We start from the raw sequence: 18233 nt of genomic DNA, 5'->3' as shown, positions 1-18233 counted from the left end.
GGCGCAATGCTTGCGCCCTCCGGAGGGCGCAAGCATTGCGCCCCTACAGATACCTTCCTTTCAGTTGAGCGTTTGAAGGATTTATATTTTGCAATCCCCTAATACCAAATCCGGTTCTTAAAAGTCGGTTTTCTGGATTAGCCTGCGCAGGCAGGCTTTGTCCGCAAGTGCCCCACCGTTGACGGGTGTGGGTTTTTATAGACTGATTCCGTATAAGTCCCATCTCCAGGGAGTCTCAATCATAAAGCGTGACTGATGTGAGGAAATAGCACAAGAGTCACGCTTTATTTTTACCAGTATTCTTCAATTGTAACAACGAGATTTACTTGCTCTACGTTTGGTTTCTTCGTGCCAGTATGCGGTGAGAATTTTAGGGTCGGGAGGACCGATTAGACAGACGACTCGCAGACCCCGAAGAACATCAATGAACTTCGCATAAGGGGTTCTTTCCAAGCTGCGATCGTTCAGGGTATAAACCAACGCGCCTCGGCTGAAGGTCTTTTTGCCATAAGTTAACGCCACGGTAATCATAGCATTACTGATAGCCCTTTGCTGCTGTCTGCGTTCTAAATGATTCAGGTCTTTGCGGCGATGTACCGCACCCAATAGACCGATCGCTTCGGTATTGGAATCGCCTTCAATCATAGCAGTGAGCTTTCTGTTCGCATCCATTGGTACCTCTTTTGGGAATAATTTACTAGAGACACATCAAAAAATAGATTCAGTTTCATGCACATAAAAAATGAGTGTAACGAGGATTGAACGGGAGTTCCCCGGTTCAATCAGAACAATTGAGGGAAAACTGGATTTGGATTCGGGTCATTTTTAACCCGCGATCAGGTCAAGGAGACCTTAAAGCGTTCCCAAAATTCTGGTGAAACAAGCGGCGATCGCCAGGGTTAGATGCCAATTTTTTGAGTTAGGAAAAGTTCACCAGCAACTTTTTCCTAAAATCATCCCTATCCCAAGAATGCCCGGGAGTTCCAACCCAATCGTAAATTAAGTCAGAATTCGTTGCAATTCTTAAAAAACCTGACCTTTATTTACAATCAAACCGGAGAGGGTAACTGTCTTTAAATTGACAAACTGCTCTCAAGAGTCAACGGACCCTGAGCGATTTCCCTTGTCGGTTATGCTTTTAATCATAAGCACCCCTACGGTGACTCCCTCTTTTGCTAGGGACGGTTTGTTAATCGTCATAGACGCAAGGGGATGTTAAGAGGTTGCAATCCAAGGATTCCACCCCCCGGTTGTGACGACAAAGCCCTGTGGTGTCAAGGAAAAGCAGGCGATCGCCGTTTGATTATGCCGTTTTCAGAACTGGTTGCGATCTCCCGCTTGCGGAGGCATCCCATCCACCCCAAACCCGGGACAAGGAACCGAGGAGCATCCCCATGCCCTGGGACCTCAGAGTTCTTTATCTAAAACAGGACTTACGCAATCTATAACATTTAAACCCAAATGTATTGGGCAGGGCAAACCCCAAATGCGTAAGTCTTGCAAAAATGAACCTCCCCCTAAACTAAGGGGAGGCTAGGGAAATCAAAAATGAGAGACTGGAACGTTCAGCTACACTCACCCCCCTGGGTTTCAGCCTTTAGGCGGCATGATAGGGAGAGGTCAACAGGTCTAAATGCTTGGTTAACAAGCTCAGGAATAGGCCGACATCAGTAACTACCCCCGTGGATTCAACGGAACCGCGATCGCTGAGTTTGGTGACCACTGCGGGATTAATATCCACACAAACCATCTTCACCCCAGCAGGCGTCATGTTACCGACCCCAATCGAGTGCAACATGGTGGATAACATCAAAATCATCTCTGCCCCTTCCAAGAGCTTCGCATACTCTTCCTGGGCCTTAATTAAATCCATTTGAGTATCGGGCAACGGTCCGTCATCCCGGATAGAACCAGCCAGGGCAAAGGGTACATTGTGCTTCACACATTCATAAAATATACCGTTCTGGAGCGCACCTTGTTCCACGGCTTTGGCAATACTGCCATAGCGGCGAATCGTGTTAATGGTTTTCAAGTGGTGCCGATGTCCACCCCGGACGGCGACGCCCCGTTTCATGTCCACCCCGAGGGAAGTTCCCATGAACGCTTGTTCCATATCGTGAACGGCGATCGCATTGCCACCGAGCAACCCCTGGACATATCCTTCCCGAATTAACCGGCCCAGGTGTTCGCCACCGCCGGTATGAATCACCACGGGTCCTGCCGTCACCACCACCTTACCGCCGCGATCGCGAATTTGCCGCAATTCCCAGGCGACTTGTTCCACCACCAATTCCACCCGGCGCTCGCTGGAGACTCCAGAAGACATAAAGCTGAATTCCTGGTTGTTGCGTTGTTCCCGCGCTCCCGTTTTCCGGACGGTGCGGATTCCAGCCACATCCACCACCACCGACTCACCAAGTTCCAAATCGCGCAGGAGCTTACAGCGAGCCACAGGTCCTTCGGGAGTTTGCACCACGGCGATCGCGCCATCCATGCGATGATTCAGTATCCGAACCCATTCCCCCTTGATCCGCACTTCCGTGGGATAAATCGTGGTGACATAGAAATCATCCGGAGCCACCCCATTTTGGAGCACAGGTTCGAGTTTGGCATCCCGCTCATCTTGGGGCAAGTCTACGGCACCCAAGTCAATCAACTGGGCTAAAATCTCTTCCATCACGCCATGAGAAGGCGCTGAGACTTTCACCTCTGCCGTGGAGGTGCTCTGCCGTTGCTCTCCCAAGTTAAAATTCAAGACTTGGAAACTGCCACCGCCTTCGACGATGGTATCTAGGGTCCGGTTGATTAATCCTGTATCCAGGAGATGTCCTTCTAAGCGAATCGTCCGACTTTCCACGGGTTCGTTGGCATGGACATCCTCCTTCACAGGTTCGGTGGTTCGCAGGGTCAGACATTTGGCTGCACCACCGGCTTTGAGGAATTCGCTGAGGGTGGTTTCAAACACCTCAAACCCAACCGCTTTGAGGCGTTGTTTCAGGTCATCGCTGACCTTGTTCATGATTACTTTGTCGTCAACATTGACCGCATTGCAGGCAAAGTTGACGGCATCTGCTTCTCCAATGGCAATCCGTTTTTCTGGGGGAACGCGCATTTCGATGATGCGGTTGGAGTAGAAGTCAAATGCTGGAGGATAATAGAGTAAGTAACCGCGATTGAGGGGGCAGAAGCAGGTATCCAGGTGATAGAACCGTTCATCGGCTAATTGAAGGGAGATGACTTGGATATCTAGCCATTTGGCAATATAGGAGTGGGAGTCGAGTTCAGAACGGAAACCGTATCCTGCCCATAGCCAGCGTCCTTCGCGATCGAGCAGTGCATCTCCGGCTCCTTCAAAGGGTAAATCTTTCGGGAGTTCGTAGACGGTGTAACCTTGAGCTTCAAACCACTGTTTGAAATAGGGTTCTTCCCCTTGGCGTTCTTTGTGGAAGAAGCGACTGAGGACGACTTTTTTGCCCAGAACTAATCCGGCGTTGGCGGTGAACACCATATCGGGCCAACCGGGTTGGGGATCGACGAGTTCGACCAAGGCGTGTTCTTTGATGATGTGGAAGAGTTTGTGCCACTGCTCTGTGGCGCGATCGCGAGAAGATTTGTGGATGTTGCCCTCCATCCAGGGATTAATCACATAATCCACGTCATAGTGGTTGGGGGGACACATCAGGATACGAGTCTCAGAATTCATAATTTGCGTTATATTCGGTAAGTAATGTTACAGATTTGGGATTGAGTGATTTCTGTAGCAGCAAGACAAAACTCCTCCTTTTTTACCTAAAAAGGAGGTTTTTTCAGAACGAATTCGTCTGAGCTATGTCATAACAGCCAATTCTTTATCTTATCACAAGATAGTAATAAGTTTTTGAGGTAAAAAAAATAGTCTCTTTTAAGGGGAAGATTGATTTTATGCTCGAAATCCGGAAGCGGGTTGGGTCGAGTCTTTTCTGAACGGGTTGTTCTGGGAAGAGAGAACAAGGGAGAACGGCGAAACTGTAATGCAATTGAGGGCTGGACGGGATGGAATCAAGGGCGATCGCACCAGGAGTCTCGCCAGGGACAGCCTGCGCACAGATCCCCTCAGAATGGCGGATTGACTTGAGAAAAAAAAATCCCCCTAGCCGAGGCTAGAGGGTTCGTCAATCAGGGTGCATCTATATTATTGAATTCTAGTTATGGGGGGTTTATCCGGAAAATAGTGCAAGTTTTTTTTGAGGGAGATCAGTCGTTGCCTGAAGGGAAGGCGATCGCCTAAAAACTGGATAGACTATTCTCCCCAAAAACCAGCGATCGGCCTTAAACTGTGGTTTGTTCGGCGACTTTTACACCGCAAAATCTCACCGGGGATTGGACGACTCAGCGGCGAAAAAAAATCCCCTAGCTTTGGGCCAGGGGGACTCTCAATCAGGGTGCATCCAATTCGTTATTTCCTCCCCGGACTGGTAGCATCCGGGAAAGGGGTAAAAATAGAAACCGCCTATCTTCCCCTGGGTCAAGAAACCGCCATTGATGGGACAATTCTTGCCCAGTTTTTACCCTAGGCGATCGCATTGCGCCTAGAGATTTCCCCGATTTACCCCCCTTGACAGCACCTCCGGATTGGGGTATCTTGTGTCTTTAGCGTGCATTCTCATCAGTAAAATTATCAAACTGTCGCGATCTCCATCGCGATGAGTGCCTACATCTACACCCGCAGGTTACGGACTGGGTAACCCTCCTGCGCGGATGGCACCGGGAAGACATTGAGGCATCTACAAAAAACAACCGAGGGGATTTAGCTCACGTCAGAGGGTATCAATCGCTTGGTTTTGATTTTCTTCTCTGTGTAGAGAAAAGTTTTCGAGGAATCTTGGCACAAGTTTGATTTGGAGGAGGATTTTTCAGGCTGGTCCTAAATCTCCAAATGAATTTAGTGTGGAGAGACTCATTCCAAGCACCATGACAAGTCTGGAGTTCGAGTACCCAAGACTGAGATAGAAAAGGATCGAGGAGAGTTCCCGAACCCATCGATAGATGTGGGCGCGATTACCTTGGGGTGGCATTTGCACAAATAGGTTGAGAGTTGGGGCAGAATTTATCAAGCCAATGCTGATGATTCCGTTTATTGTGCAAAATCTGAGTGCGATCGGCCAGAGTGACGATGGATTAATCGATCCATTGGCGATCTCAATGCTGTTGGCAGGGTTACAGGCGATCGGCGATCGCAATTTCAAAACCCGATACCCCACCGGCTGGGTAGCCTGCTTCGGCAGGCTTTGTCCGTATAGCCTTACCCTTTCCTACGGAATGCTCCGCGAACAGGGTGTGGGTTTTTACAGACTGTCTCCATTCCGGATCCAGGTGCAATTGAGCCGAATAGATCTCTTAGTTGCACCCTGGTTTCCTCCTAGTCTTTGGACTAGGGGGATTTTTATGCGTTTTCCGTCCCCTCAACCCGGACAACAGGGGCCACCCCCATCTTTTTCCATTGCTCTTTATTTACCCAAAAATACCCCGATGAAGCCTCGACCCTCTGGCAGTAGCCGAAGTGAGTGGAGGTTTCAGCCCGCTATTTTTGCCCATTTTCCCTGCATAAAATTACGGAGTGCTGTGCCTGATCCAGCCACCAAGCCAACAGAGAATTACGGATTTTTTTCCTTTTTCCAGGAAAAATTGAGAAGGAGCAGAAAAGTTTTTGAGCGCTAGAAAAATTGTTTTTTTATTGGAGGCCCCCATTATTTGGCCGTTTGAAGCAACGGCAAATCAATAGTCTCAGCCTTTAAGTGCGTTTGAATTTAACCCCACTCGATTTTCCTGAAACCCCGGAAATTTTGGTGTAAGTAACTGTGGTTTTTGGAGTCTTAGCTTCGGGGTTTATTCTCTGTTCATTTTCACGAAATATTATCGGCCCGAACGTCAGTATTCAAGAGTTTTAGCGATTACCATCAACAGGAAGAAATATGTCTGCAAATAACGCCCACATCAAACGCTTGTTGGCAACGAAACAATGTCAAGGTGGGGACCTCAGAGATGCCCACTTAACTCGGCTCAATCTCAGTGGTGCCGACTTGAGCGGTGCTAAGTTGATGTTTGCCAACCTCAACGGCACTAATCTGAGTAATGCCAACTTAAGTGGTGCTGAACTCAGTTTTGCCAATTTCGTGGCCGCTGACCTGATCAGTAGCGACTTGAGTGGGGTTGACGCTAAAGGGGTCAACTTCCTCGATGCCAAGCTGAATCACGCCCAACTAGGCGGTGCCGATTTGGTATTTGCTAATTTAGTCAATACCAACCTCGAAGAAGCGAACCTCAGTGGGGCTTCTCTCGAAGGGGCGAATTTAATTGGGGCCAATCTCAATAACACTCAGATGAATGGGATTAACCTCTCCGGTGCTAATCTCGGCCATGCTCAAATCCGGAACGCCAATTTATCTAATGCCGACTTGAGTAATGCCCGGTTAGTGGAGGCGGACCTGAGTGATGCCAACCTCTCTGGGGTGAATTTGAGAAACGCTAATTTACTCAATGCTAACCTCAATGGTGCGAATCTCACGGGTGCGGATTTGACCGGCGCTAATTTGGCTCAGGCAAAGCTCGATGGTGCGATCGGGCTGTACCAGGACAATCTGGTAGGAATGCGCCCGCCCGATCGCCCTCCAGCATCCCACAATCATCCCAATATGTCTTACGTCAGCGTCCTTCAAACCAATTCCCTGCACTCGTCATCCAATCATCTCGGCCTCCCTCGTCCGGGGTTGCCGTCTTAAATGAAGATCGGCAACAGTCTAGCCCAGTAACAATACTGGACTAGACTGTTTATGATGGGTCTCATCCCTGGACAAGGTGCTTGGAGATTTCCCTGTTCTTGAGCGATCGCACCCCCTCCAGTAAGGCAATGCATTCCCTTCCTCATCTGTATGACCATCGGTCCGTTCCCTGCCGATAGCTACAGTTTTTCATCGGGTCATCTACTCCGTGCGATCGCTGCTCAACCTTACCGTCCACTCCCACGATGGGGCGCTATTTCTTGACCCGACTCTAGTCTTGCTGATAATACCTGTATGTCGAACTCGGAACGCGACAGCTCTAAACTGTGAGATTCACGCCCAGAGAAGTTTGCCGCCAAACCCAATAAGAACAGGCTACAGAAAATAATCGAAAAGTAGCTACGCATATCCAAGATCCGTTTCAGAGCTTCTATTACTCCTTACGAAATCTCGAATTTTTATCAGCTTAATTAGCCAACAAAAATAATTATTCTCCTCATTTAATCGAGGTTTTTTTATATTACTAGAGAAAAAATTTCTTAAACCTCTAATAAAAACCCACACCCTCAAGGGTGGAGGCTCACAGGACGAAGCCTGCCTACGCAGGCTCAAGAGACAATCGACTTTTAAACCGAATTTGGTATAAAAAAACACCCTCATTGATTCAGGGTTGCCATCCCGGTTAAAAAATGCTATACTAGAAATAGGCTTTTTAAAAAATTAAGGAGCGCTCACTGCGCCCCCTAAAATCTCCCGATAGCCGGGATTCTCAACTCTAAATTTTCGGTCTATTTACCGCCATAGTAGAAAGCGATTTCTTTCTCTTTTAAAGGCGCAAAGTCCGCCTGGGTCAACATCTGGTTGAGTTCATCTTGAGGGATATGTTTCGCCCCAATCCGCACAATCCGCGATCGCATGGTATTGGAAACCCCACTGCGCTGCCGTCCCGCCTCTAGCCCCATCACCTGATTGTAAAGGTTAAGTTTAGCCTCGGGAATGGGAGAACCATCAAAATCAATTCCCTTGGCGATCGCCACATCGATCGCATCTGCGCCGGTGGTACTCTCTGCAACTGGCTTGTTTTCGCTCGTCATAAACAGGATTAACCGAAAGATTACCCCAGCATTTTACCTTCGTTGCGTCCCCTCGCCCTATATCCCAGGACTTACCGGGAAAAAGACAGAATAAAATCAAACACTTGATGGGCCAATTTCAACTTACTACAGGAGGCGATCGCCTGTTGTCGTCCCGTGGCATCAATCACCACCGCCTGATTACTATCACTCCCAAACCCCGCAAAAGGACGATCAATCGGATTCGCCACGATCGCATCTAACTTCTTACGCCGCAACTTCTCAATTGCTGGAGTAACAATATCCCCAGTTTGCGCCGCAAACCCAATTAACCGCTGATGGGGTTGCTTGCATTCCCCCAGTTGTGCGATAATATCCGGCACCGACTCCAAGGGCAAACGCTCCGGCAGCGCCTGTTTCGGTAACTTGTGCGAATGAAACTGTACCGGCCTAACATCCGCCACGGCTGCCGCCATCACCGTAATATCCGCCTCGGGAAAAAATTCTAGCATGGCCTGTTGCATTTCTTCAGCCCGAGTCACCGCCACTATCCGAGCACCGGGTATCAACTCCTGAAACCCGGGGAACATTGCCCCTCCCACCACCGTCACCTCAGCCCCTCGATGGAGCGCACAGCGTGCTAAGGCAATACCCATTTTGCCCGTAGCGGGATTGCCGATAAACCGGACTGGATCAAAATGCTCCCGGGTACTTCCGGCACCGATTAACACCCGCTTACCCGCTAAATCCTGCCTTCCCTGGGTATGTAAGACTGATTCCAAATGGGCTAAAATTCGCTCCGGTTCCGCCATCCGCCCGGTGCCCACGCGATCGCAAGCCAGCAGTCCCGAACCCGGTTCAATCCCGTGAAATCGCGACCCCTGAACCACCTGTTCCCAATTGCGTTGAGTCACCGACTGATTCCACATTTCCGTATTCATCGCCGGGGCCAGTAAAATCGGACAAGTGGAAGCCAGAACCGTATTGGTGAGCAGATTATCCGCCATTCCCGTTGCCAACTTCGCCAAGGTATTCGCCGTCAGGGGGGCAATCACCAAAACCTCCGCCCATTCCCCCAGTTCAATATGTAACGGTCGGGAATGGACGGGTTGCCAGAAGTTGGCATCGGTATAGGCCGGATGACGGCACAGGGTAGTCACCGTCAAGGGGGTAATGAATTCCTGGGCACCGCGAGTCAGAATTGCCCGGACCTGTGCCCCCGCTTTCCCTAGGGTGGAAATGGCATCACAAACTTTATAGGCGGCAATTCCCCCGGTGATGCCCAGCAGAATCCGTCTATGTTCAAATGAAGAAGGCACGAGGAGGTTTCCCCCCTGGATGCCTGTCCAATTAACGTCCTCACTCATGGTTCAGACTGAGCCTCAGAGGTTACCCTTCATCGTAAGGTTGCAAGTCCAACAAATAGATGTAAGGTTCAACGAGTTCTGGACGACGAAAGGCGATCGCACGTAGCAGATGCCAATCATTCAAGCCCTCAAACGGATCGGTATAATCATCCAGTTCAAGACGGATAGCGAGTTTCTCGATATCAGCCTCCGTCATCGAAGTAATATCCCGAGTGGAAATGGTCGTCGCTCCCATCGTTCGCCCCTCCATTATGTATGAGCACTTGGATCTAGCAAAGCAAGTCCGCTACAAGAGTAAATTGTACTCTAATTGACCGGGTTGCAACCTAAATCTTAAAGCTTATTAATATTAGTCGCTTCTGAGGCCGGAAAAATTTCCTCAATAAAGTGTTGCATCACCTCCATTTGTTCCGGCAAAATAGAGTGACCCATTCGCCATTCCCGATATTGCACCGCGACCCCCAAGGCTCGGAAGACTTCCCTTGCTTGATGAGCAGCGCTTAGGGGAACCACCGGGTCCTCGGTGCCATGCATGATTAAGGTGGGGGGGAGGCGATCGCCCATCGGTTGGGGTTCGCAGTGCAAGTAACCACTCATAGAGACTAAACCGGCTAAGGGTAATCGCAGTCCCACATCTAACGTCATCGCCCCACCTTGGGAAAAGCCGCTTAACACCGTTCGTTCCAGGGGAACGCCGGTACTCCCTTCGAGCGATCGCAGCCACATCGTCAACATTTCCTGACTTTCGGGTAACTTCTGATAATCGGGACTGTTCAGGTCATACCACATTCGGCCCTCCAGAACCTGGGGATGGGGAAAGGGCGCATCGGCAAAAAGAAACAGGAAGTCAGGGAAATTCAGCAGGGAGGCTAAGGGCGCTAAATCCTGGCTATTAGCACCCCATCCGTGGAGCATGACAATAATACCTGTCGGGGGGTTGTCGTTAGTCGGGGGAATGGCGATCGCTTCTAAAGACAAGGGAGAGTTCCTTTTATCTGAATATTTTGCACCCTCTATCTTAATATCCCCGAGGCTCTCCGTAGTAAGGACCAGAAACCGGGTTTCTGACCCAACTTTGTTGCTCATTGTCAAAAATGGGGTGAAGAAACCCGGTTTCTAACCTCTATTCCACGGGACCAGAAACCGGGTTTCTAGCCCAGCTTTGTTGTTCATTGCCAAAAATGGGGTGAAGAAACCCGGTTTCTAACCGCTGCCCTTGAGGGAAAGAAGGCCAAATCTCAGGAATTGCGAAATTAACAATTCTAAGGAATAATAAATTAAACTCAGGCTCGGTTTTTCTCTTGAAATAATTTTATCCGGGTTTATGCACCTGTCCTCCTCCAACTCCTGTACTCCGGGAATTCGCAGATTTGCACTCGCCCTTTTTTGTCTCGGGGGGATTGCGACCACGGGTCCCAGTCAAGCCCAAATCATTCCTGATACTACCCTGCCCATCAATTCCGTGGTTACCCCCAATGGCGCAATCTTGACCATTGATGGGGGGACTGCATCTGGAGGCAATTTATTTCATAGTTTTGAGCAGTTTAATCTCCCGATGGGGGAGACGGTTTTGTTTAATAATCCCCTAGAAATTCAAAATATCTTCACCCGAATTACGGGGGGTGGCGGTTCCACAATTGATGGATTAATTCAAGCGAATGGCATTGCCAATCTGTTTTTACTCAATCCCAATGGCATTATTTTTGGGCCCAATGCCACGTTAAATGTCGGGGGGTCGTTTGTGGCGAGTACGGCGAATGGGTTTACGTTTGCCGATGGGAGTCTGTTTACTGCTACTGGGGGGGAAGTTCAGGCCCCCTTGTTGTCGGTGACGGTGCCGGTGGGATTGCAATATGGGAGTAACCCCAGGGGAATTGAGGTGCAGGGGGCGAACTTGACGGTGCAACCGGGTCAAACTTTGGGATTGGCAGCAGGAGAGATAACGATCGCCTCGGGTCAATTACGCGCACCTGGGGGTCTTGTGGCGTTAAATGCGGTGGGGTCGTCAGGGGCGACTGCCCTGAATTTCGAGAATGCTGCGGTGACGTTGTATCAGACTCCAACCGGGGAAACCCAGATTCCTCGCGGGGATATTTCTCTGAGCAATAATAGTGTACTCTCGGTGATTAGCAATGATGGCGGGGAGATTTCCCTTCAGGGACGCAATATCCAGCTATCTGGAGGGAGTCGAATCATTGCCGGGATTGAGACTCAGCAAGGGGGACCTAATGCCCAAGGGGGAGAGATTACCCTGGATGCTACCGGCGCGATTACCCTCACCCAAGGCAGTGCGATCGGTAACCAAGTCGGGTTTGATGCTACCGGCAATGGCGGAAATGTCACCGTCACAGGAGAATCTCTCTCCCTGAGTGAGGGTTCGCAACTGAGTGCAGTGGTCAAAAATGGCGGGGGAAATGCGGGTCAGGTGGTGATTCAGGTGGCCGAGGGATTAACCCTGACGGGGAGAGAAACGGGCATTTTTAGTCTAGTAGAATTGGGGGTGGGAAGAGCGGAACGCAGAGGGGTTGGGAACAGTGGCGGAATTGAGATTCAAGCGGGAACGGTTGCTTTAACCAATGGCGCACAAGTCCAGTCGATCGCCCAAAATGATGGAAATGCCGGACGGGTGGCCATTCGCACAACCGATGGGGTGAGTCTTTCCGGTGCAGGGACGGCGATTTTTAATGCGGTGGGTCAGACGGGAATTGGCAATAGTGAGGGGATTGAGATTGAAGGGCGATCGCTCGTTCTGAGTGAGGGGGCTCAAGTGATTTCCCAAACTCAGGGGATTGGCAACGCGGGTACAATCGTTTTAAAGGTGAGGGAGGGAGTTTCCCTGACGGGCAGTAATACCAGTATGTTTAACAATAGTGCCGGAAACGGGAACAGCGCTGGGATTGAAGTGAATACTGGAACCCTCTCCATGACTGGGGGCGCACAAATCCAGGCTCTTGCCTCGGGATTGGGAAATGCCGGTCCTGTCAAAATTAACGCCAATGATGCTGTTACCCTCAATGGGGTGAGAACGGGGATTTTGAGTACCGTTGCCTCCGGGGTGAGTGAGGGAAATAGTGGGGGAATTGACATTCAGGCGCGATCGCTCTTGATGAGTGCGGGCGCTCAATTGGTGGCGGCGACCTTTGGAGAGGGAAATGCGGGTCCTGTTTCGATCCAAGTGCGAGAAAATATTACTCTAACCGGCGCAAATACGGTAATTTTTAGCAGTATCGGGTCAATACAGAGTTCTCCCTTTTCCTTGATTAGCACAGTTCCCCCGATCGCCTCGGGAAGAAGTAGCGGGGGAGTTCAGATGACGGGGCGATCGCTGGTGATGAGTGAAGGCGCACAAATTGTCGGCAGTACCTTTGATTCGCAACCGGGTAATGCAGGCAATATTCAGATCCAAATGACGGACCAAATTTCCATCCAGGGCAATGACACCCAGCGCAATCCCATCCCATCTGCACCGATTATCGCGGTTACCCCGGTAGTGCCACTGAGTCTGGTCGAAGATCTGTCCGTCGTAATTATTGACCCAACCACGACCCCGACTCCGACCCCGGGAGACCCGAGTCCTCCGACTCCTCCGGCCCCGACTCCCCCTCCCCCGTCCAATATAAGTGAGGAAGGTGCGACAACGGGAATTTTTACCACCGTAGAAACCAATGCTCTGGGAAATGCCGGAAGTATTAATCTCCAATCCCGGACCCTAGAAGTGAGCCAAGGTGCTCAAATCCAAACCCTGACGCGAGGGCGAGGGAATTCTGGGGACATCCAGATTCAAGTCTCCAATGCCGTTCTCACTGGGGTGAATACCTTGGGAGATTTTAGTGGGTTGGCGAGTACGGTGGAGGCGGGTGGAGTCGGCAATGCGGGAGATATTCAGATTAATGCGGATACTCTTTCTGTGACGGGGGGTGCGGGAATTCAGGCCCTCACCCGAGGAACGGGAGACTCTGGTGAGATTCGCCTGAATGTTACCCAGGGAATGACGGTGAGTGGCAGAAGTCCCGATGGGAGTTTTACCTCCGGAGTGTTTAGTAGTACGGAGGAGGAAGCGGTGGGGTCTGGAGGTGGGTTAACCATCGCCACGGACCGATTACAGGTATCCGATGGGGCCTTGTTGAGTGCGCGCTCAACCACGGGGTTTCCCAGTGGTGAGATTGTGGTGAGGGCGAATCGAATTGACCTGAGCAACGATAGCCAAATTCTCACCAGCGCAACGGGGACAGGTGCGGCAGGGAGTATCACCTTAACCGCAGGGGACCGGGTGAGATTGAGCGATCGCGCGGTGTTATCCTCGGAAACCGCCAGTGGCGATCGGGGCAATATTATCCTGCGATCGCCGGACCTGATTTTACGCAATAATAGTCAAATTACCACCAATGCCACGGGGACGGGAACCGGCGGAAATATTATCCTCAATACGGATAATATTGTGGCGATTAATAATAGTAACATCAGCGCCAATTCTGAACAAGCATCCGGGGGTCAAGTTATTATTAATACCCAAGGAATTTTTGGTGCTCAGGCGCGCCGAATTGGCAGTTCTAACACCAGTGATATTACCGCAACTTCGGCTCAAGGTCCACAATTCGATGGGATTGTTGAAGTGAATAGACCGGAAGTTGACCCCACATCCGGGTTAGTGGAATTACCGGCAAATCTGGTGGATCTGACCAATGTGGTGGCGCAGAGTTGTTCCGCTGAAAATACCTCTGAAAGTAGCTTTGTGGTGACAGGCAGAGGGGGTTTACCGCCGAGTCCAAATGATGCGATCGCCCCAGAGTCTCCCTTAATTGATTTAGGTCACTCTGACCCCGCAACCCGATCGAACTCCACGGAGGGATTACCGCGCCAATGGAGTGCAACGGGACTCAATTCGGGGGAAAATTCCCCGGAATTGGTAGAAGCGCGGGGTTGGTCTCGGGATAATCAAGGTAAAATAAAGCTAGTGGCGGAAGTGCCAATCCGAGAACTGCGGCAACCGTTTAGGATTGTACCGCCCCAGTGTAACCGATGAGCAAGAGGGAATCAGAATAACGATGAGAAGGCGCGATCGCCAGAATGTATTCAGTCGGATCGGGCAGAGTTTCCGCTTTGGTTTATCCGCTTTTAAGTATAGCAAAAGAGCGGTGCAATTAGTTTGGAAAACCAGCCCAATTTTAACATCAATTGTAGCAATTCTCACCGGAATTGCTGGATTATTACCGGCAGGAATTGCCTATCTGGGGAAGTTAATTATCGATAGCGTCGTCACCGCAGCGAGTTCCGGGACGGGACCCCAAACGGCGCTGATGTATGTGGGATTTGAGGCGATCGCTGTGATGATGTTGACCCTCTGTCAGCGTGGGTTGAGTGTTTGTCAATCCCTGTTGCGCGTCCTCCTGGGACAAACGGTGAATGAATTAATTTTAGAAAAAGCATTGACCCTTTCTCTATCCCATTTTGAAGATTCTGAAGTGTATGACAAAATGACTCGGGCCCGACGAGAGGCATCGAGTCGTCCCCTGAGTTTTGTGAATCGCACTTTTGGGTTAGTGCAAGAAAGTTTGGGGTTGGTGGCGTATGGAGGATTGTTGTTGCAGTTTTCCGGATGGGTGGTTGTGGTCCTGGCGATCGCTGCGATTCCGCCGTTTTTAGCGGAAACCAAGTTTGCTGGTGCCGCTTTTCGGGTTTTTAAAAGGCGATCGCCAGAAACCCGGGAACAAATTTATTTAGAAACCCTGATTGCGCGAGAAGATTATGCCAAAGAGGTGCAACTGTATCAACTCGGACCCGTGTTTCTGAATCGATATCGGAATATCTTTCATCGCTTGTATCAGGAAGACCGAAATTTAACCTTGCGGCGAGGATTTTGGGGATATGTGCTAGGGTTGCTGAGTAGCTTGGCATTTTATGGAACCTACGCCTGGATTGCGATCGCTGCCATTTCTGGACGCATCACCCTGGGAGATATGACCATGTATTTAATGGTATTTCGCCAGGGACAATCCAGCTTTTCTGCAACCTTGAGTGCGATCGGGGGAATGTATGAAGACAACCTCTATTTATCCAACTTGTATGAATTTTTAGAACAAGAGATACCCCAGGCAGAAGGGAGTGCCAACCGAGGACCCATTCCTCAAGATGGTGTCCGATTCCAGAACGTTTCCTTTACCTATCCCGACGCCACCCAACCCGCCTTAACCGACATCACCTTTCATTTAAAACCCGGAGAAAAACTCGCCTTAGTCGGCAAAAATGGGTCGGGAAAAACCACCTTAATCAAATTACTCACCCGCCTCTACGAACCCTCATCCGGTGAAATTCTCCTCGATGGATTAGACTTGCGCGAATGGGATATCAACCACTTACGACAGCGCATCGGCGTCATTTTCCAAGATTTTGTGCGCTATCAGTTCCTCGTCGGCGAGAATATTGGGGTCGGTGATGTGGATAGTTTAGAAGACGAAAACCGTTGGAAAACTGCCGCTGAAAAAGGCATGGCGGAACCCTTCATTGCCACTTTACCCCAGGGATTTTATACCCAACTCGGACGCTGGTTTAAATCGGGAACCGAACTCTCCGGAGGACAATGGCAAAAAATTGGTCTTTCTCGTGCTTTTATGCGAATCAAAGCTGATATTTTAGTCTTGGATGAACCGACATCAGCAATGGATGCGGAAGCCGAATTTGAAATTTTTGAACGGTTTCGGCGCTTGGCAAAAGACCGGATGGTTTTATTGATTTCCCATCGATTTTCCACCGTTCGTATGGCGGATATGATTATTGTTTTAGAATCAGGTAAACTGATAGAAAGCGGCACTCATACCGAGTTAATGCAAGCTGAGGGACGCTATGCAAAATTATTTACCCTCCAAGCTGCGGGATATCAGTAATCGGAGAATGGAGAAGCAAAAAACAGTAAGAATTTTAGCATTTTTTTATCTATTATTTTCCATTTTAGGGCAAAATTGCAAAGGGAGACAAGTTCTGATGTTTACTCTCTAATTGAGGCGGAACTCCATTGGGAAAATCTTCAGCGATCGCCTCTTCTAAGCGTTGAATTCGGTTATCGGGATTGGGGTGTGTACTCAGAAATTCTGGGGAGGGTGAACCCGATTGTGCATCACCAAGAATTTCCATGACTTCAATCATGCCTCTGGGGTCATAACCCGCTTCTGCCATGAACTGTACTCCGAGGCGATCGCTTTCTAGTTCCGCCTCGCGTCCATATTGCAAAGCAATCATTTCATTAGCAACTCGGGCGATCGCAGCAGTTTGTCTCCCGCCTCCTTGTTCGTCGGTGGTGGCAATTCCCACTGCGGTGACTAGGGTGGAACCGAGTTCCCGTTTGGCTAAATGTTCTGCACCATGTCGCGCCACCACATGACCAATTTCATGACCTAAAATTCCCGCTAGTTGCGATTGGGAATTCAGCCGTTGCAGTAACCCATTGGTAATAAAAATTTGCCCGCCTGGAAGTGCAAACGCATTGACGGTTTCTGAATCCTGAAGCACATGAAATTCAAAGGGATATTCCGATTGGGAAACCACCGATTGTTCGACAATTCGCTGACCCATCTGCTGGACCGCTTGCTGCACCGAAGTATCCGGGTATAAACCCCCAAATTGTTGCGCCAGTTGTCCTCGGGTTTGTAATCCGAGTTGCACCTCTTCCGTGGGAGATAAGCGGATGCGTTGCTGTTCTCCCGTAATTGGGTTTTCCACTTGGGTTGTACAGTAACTCAAGACCCCCACTAGCCCAATCACAAATCCAATTAATAGCCGAAATAGTTGCCGCGTCACTGCTGTTTCCAAACTCTATAATTGGGAAAATAACAGATCTATTTTACGGGGTCACTCTATCTGAAGGTGAATTATAGCTTGAGTTGACCGCATCTTTAGATAGAGTTTCTCCCACAAAAAAACCCCCAAGTTGACCTCTGGGGGTTGAGAGAACCGCAGCAGTACCGTTAGGCGGTTTTGAAAAAGCGAATGATTTCTCGAACATGATCGAGGAATTGTCCATCGGTGGTTAATTGAGCGATCGCATTCTGTGCTTCTTTCTTCAGCGCATCATGTTCCGCCTGATTCGTTGAACGCAAGGTTTCCACCGAGGAGGCAATTTGACTTAAATCTTGGCGCAATGCCGCCGCTTGACGGTTTTTATTGGAGGCCCAGGAATCCGCTTTATTTTCATCTAAACTATCAGAGATATATTTAATTTGCTCTTCTAAAATAAAAACGCGATCGCGCAATTCTAAAACATCTTCTCGGGGATATTTAAACTCTCGGCGAATCATGCTTAACCGGGTGGCAATATATTCATAAGCCCGAATCACCGGACGTAATCCGGTTAGCAACAATGCCGCCACGGAACTGATATATCCCACCGCACTAATTCCGGTGGCGGCTAACCCATATAAAACTAAAGCAGAAATGATATGCAGGGCGATGGCAATCCACAGCGATCGTTTGGCAATTCGCTGAACATATCCCAACTGCTTGGCTTCAATGGGAATATTTTTTTCCTGGGATTGTTCCGCATCGGCGGCGACTTCCTTCGCTTGAAAATAAATATTCCAAGGAACCGTCACAATCACCACTAACCATAAGAAACTGGCCCCGCCAATCACCCAATCTAAAAAATTGCCCGCAGGGATATTTAACCAATTTAAAATTCCAAATGCCAACAGTAAAATGACCACCAACCCGAGGGAAAATCCACCGAAAAAGTTAAATCTCATAAAAGGCTTTGTTTGTGTTGATCGCCTCTAGTATGGCTACAATTTGCCGTCAATTTCTAGTGGATTGTGACAGTCTACAAATTGGCATAAGACCTGAAAAAATTTGTTTTAACCCGCACCCTAAAGGGTGGGGCTATACGGACAAAGCCCGCCTGCGCGGGCTAAAGCAATCTTTAACCCGCACCCTAAAGGGTGGGGCTATACGGACAAAGCCCGCCTGCGCGGGCTAAAGAGAAAATCGACGTTTTATAATACCAAATCCGGTTGTGAAAGCAATCTTTAACCCGCACCCTAAAGGGTGGG

At 49.5% G+C, this 18233-nt stretch carries 14 protein-coding genes; 5 read left to right on the top strand and 9 right to left on the bottom strand.

The window, feature by feature from the left end:
• Positions 1-303: 303 nt before the first annotated feature.
• Entirely contained in the window at positions 304-672 is a 369-nt protein-coding gene (locus NG833_RS25345; RefSeq protein WP_254568055.1) for a DUF4258 domain-containing protein, read from the bottom strand.
• Between the two features lie 925 nt (positions 673-1597).
• Positions 1598-3703 (bottom strand): TIGR00300 family protein, encoded by a 2106-nt coding sequence (locus NG833_RS25340; RefSeq protein ID WP_254568054.1) that lies wholly within the window; start codon positions 3701-3703, stop codon positions 1598-1600.
• A 520-nt stretch (positions 3704-4223) separates the two neighbouring features.
• Here NG833_RS25340 and NG833_RS25335 point away from each other — a divergent pair.
• From NG833_RS25335 to NG833_RS25325, 3 genes are all read left to right on the top strand, one after another.
• Entirely contained in the window at positions 4224-4553 is a 330-nt protein-coding gene (locus NG833_RS25335; RefSeq protein WP_254568053.1) for a hypothetical protein, read from the top strand.
• 544 nt (positions 4554-5097) lie between these two features.
• Positions 5098-5697, top strand: coding sequence for a hypothetical protein (locus NG833_RS25330; RefSeq protein ID WP_254568052.1), 600 nt, complete (start codon positions 5098-5100; stop codon positions 5695-5697).
• A 254-nt stretch (positions 5698-5951) separates the two neighbouring features.
• Positions 5952-6758: a pentapeptide repeat-containing protein gene (locus NG833_RS25325; protein ID WP_254568051.1), complete on the top strand. Its 807-nt coding sequence runs from the start codon at positions 5952-5954 to the stop codon at positions 6756-6758.
• A gap of 227 nt (positions 6759-6985) precedes the next feature.
• On the opposite strand, the gene patX is transcribed toward NG833_RS25325, so the two are convergent.
• From patX to NG833_RS25305, 5 genes are all read right to left on the bottom strand, one after another.
• Complete coding sequence (patX, locus tag NG833_RS31055) at positions 6986-7165, bottom strand: heterocyst-inhibiting protein PatX (RefSeq protein ID WP_375293953.1); 180 nt, start codon at positions 7163-7165, stop codon at positions 6986-6988.
• A gap of 381 nt (positions 7166-7546) precedes the next feature.
• Entirely contained in the window at positions 7547-7852 is a 306-nt protein-coding gene (locus NG833_RS25320; RefSeq protein WP_254568050.1) for a DUF4090 family protein, read from the bottom strand.
• A gap of 71 nt (positions 7853-7923) precedes the next feature.
• Positions 7924-9198, bottom strand: coding sequence for a bifunctional phosphopantothenoylcysteine decarboxylase/phosphopantothenate--cysteine ligase CoaBC (coaBC, locus tag NG833_RS25315; RefSeq protein WP_254568049.1), 1275 nt, complete (start codon positions 9196-9198; stop codon positions 7924-7926).
• A 22-nt stretch (positions 9199-9220) separates the two neighbouring features.
• A complete protein-coding gene (locus NG833_RS25310; RefSeq protein WP_015147121.1) occupies positions 9221-9433 on the bottom strand; it encodes a DUF2555 domain-containing protein in 213 nt (70 codons plus the stop codon).
• 98 nt (positions 9434-9531) lie between these two features.
• On the bottom strand, positions 9532-10284 hold the full coding sequence (locus tag NG833_RS25305; protein WP_375293952.1) for an alpha/beta hydrolase: 753 nt from the start codon (positions 10282-10284) through the stop codon (positions 9532-9534).
• 238 nt (positions 10285-10522) lie between these two features.
• Between NG833_RS25305 and NG833_RS25300 the strand changes: the two genes are divergently transcribed.
• Entirely contained in the window at positions 10523-14221 is a 3699-nt protein-coding gene (locus NG833_RS25300; protein WP_254568048.1) for a filamentous hemagglutinin N-terminal domain-containing protein, read from the top strand.
• Between the two features lie 22 nt (positions 14222-14243).
• Positions 14244-16079: an ABC transporter ATP-binding protein gene (locus tag NG833_RS25295; RefSeq protein ID WP_254568047.1), complete on the top strand. Its 1836-nt coding sequence runs from the start codon at positions 14244-14246 to the stop codon at positions 16077-16079.
• Between the two features lie 64 nt (positions 16080-16143).
• On the opposite strand, the gene NG833_RS25290 is transcribed toward NG833_RS25295, so the two are convergent.
• Together NG833_RS25290 and NG833_RS25285 are read right to left on the bottom strand one after the other, a co-directional pair.
• A complete protein-coding gene (locus NG833_RS25290) occupies positions 16144-16989 on the bottom strand; it encodes a M48 family metallopeptidase (RefSeq protein WP_254568046.1) in 846 nt (281 codons plus the stop codon).
• Positions 16990-17156: 167 nt separating this feature from the next.
• Entirely contained in the window at positions 17157-17930 is a 774-nt protein-coding gene (locus NG833_RS25285) for a hypothetical protein (protein ID WP_254568045.1), read from the bottom strand.
• Positions 17931-18233 lie beyond the last annotated feature (303 nt).

The organism is Oscillatoria sp. HE19RPO, from assembly GCF_024220515.1.
Taxonomy (GTDB): Bacteria; Cyanobacteriota; Cyanobacteriia; order Cyanobacteriales; family Laspinemataceae; genus Laspinema.
This window is presented reverse-complemented; position numbering and strand designations above follow the sequence as displayed.

Excerpts from the sequence above, each read along its gene's own strand:
- patX (WP_375293953.1), bottom strand. The coding sequence starts at position 7,165 with ATGCGTAGCTACTTTTCGATTATTTTCTGTAGCCTGTTCTTATTGGGT.
- NG833_RS25325 (WP_254568051.1), top strand. The coding sequence starts at position 5,952 with ATGTCTGCAAATAACGCCCACATCAAACGCTTGTTGGCAACGAAACAA.
- NG833_RS25320 (WP_254568050.1), bottom strand. The coding sequence starts at position 7,852 with ATGACGAGCGAAAACAAGCCAGTTGCAGAGAGTACCACCGGCGCAGAT.
- NG833_RS25330 (WP_254568052.1), top strand. The coding sequence starts at position 5,098 with ATGCTGATGATTCCGTTTATTGTGCAAAATCTGAGTGCGATCGGCCAG.
- NG833_RS25305 (WP_375293952.1), bottom strand. The coding sequence starts at position 10,284 with ATGAGCAACAAAGTTGGGTCAGAAACCCGGTTTCTGGTCCTTACTACG.
- NG833_RS25285 (WP_254568045.1), bottom strand. The coding sequence starts at position 17,930 with ATGAGATTTAACTTTTTCGGTGGATTTTCCCTCGGGTTGGTGGTCATT.
- NG833_RS25310 (WP_015147121.1), bottom strand. The coding sequence starts at position 9,433 with ATGGGAGCGACGACCATTTCCACTCGGGATATTACTTCGATGACGGAG.
- NG833_RS25345 (WP_254568055.1), bottom strand. The coding sequence starts at position 672 with ATGGATGCGAACAGAAAGCTCACTGCTATGATTGAAGGCGATTCCAAT.
- coaBC (WP_254568049.1), bottom strand. The coding sequence starts at position 9,198 with ATGAGTGAGGACGTTAATTGGACAGGCATCCAGGGGGGAAACCTCCTC.
- NG833_RS25340 (WP_254568054.1), bottom strand. The coding sequence starts at position 3,703 with ATGAATTCTGAGACTCGTATCCTGATGTGTCCCCCCAACCACTATGAC.
- NG833_RS25300 (WP_254568048.1), top strand. The coding sequence starts at position 10,523 with ATGCACCTGTCCTCCTCCAACTCCTGTACTCCGGGAATTCGCAGATTT.
- NG833_RS25295 (WP_254568047.1), top strand. The coding sequence starts at position 14,244 with ATGAGAAGGCGCGATCGCCAGAATGTATTCAGTCGGATCGGGCAGAGT.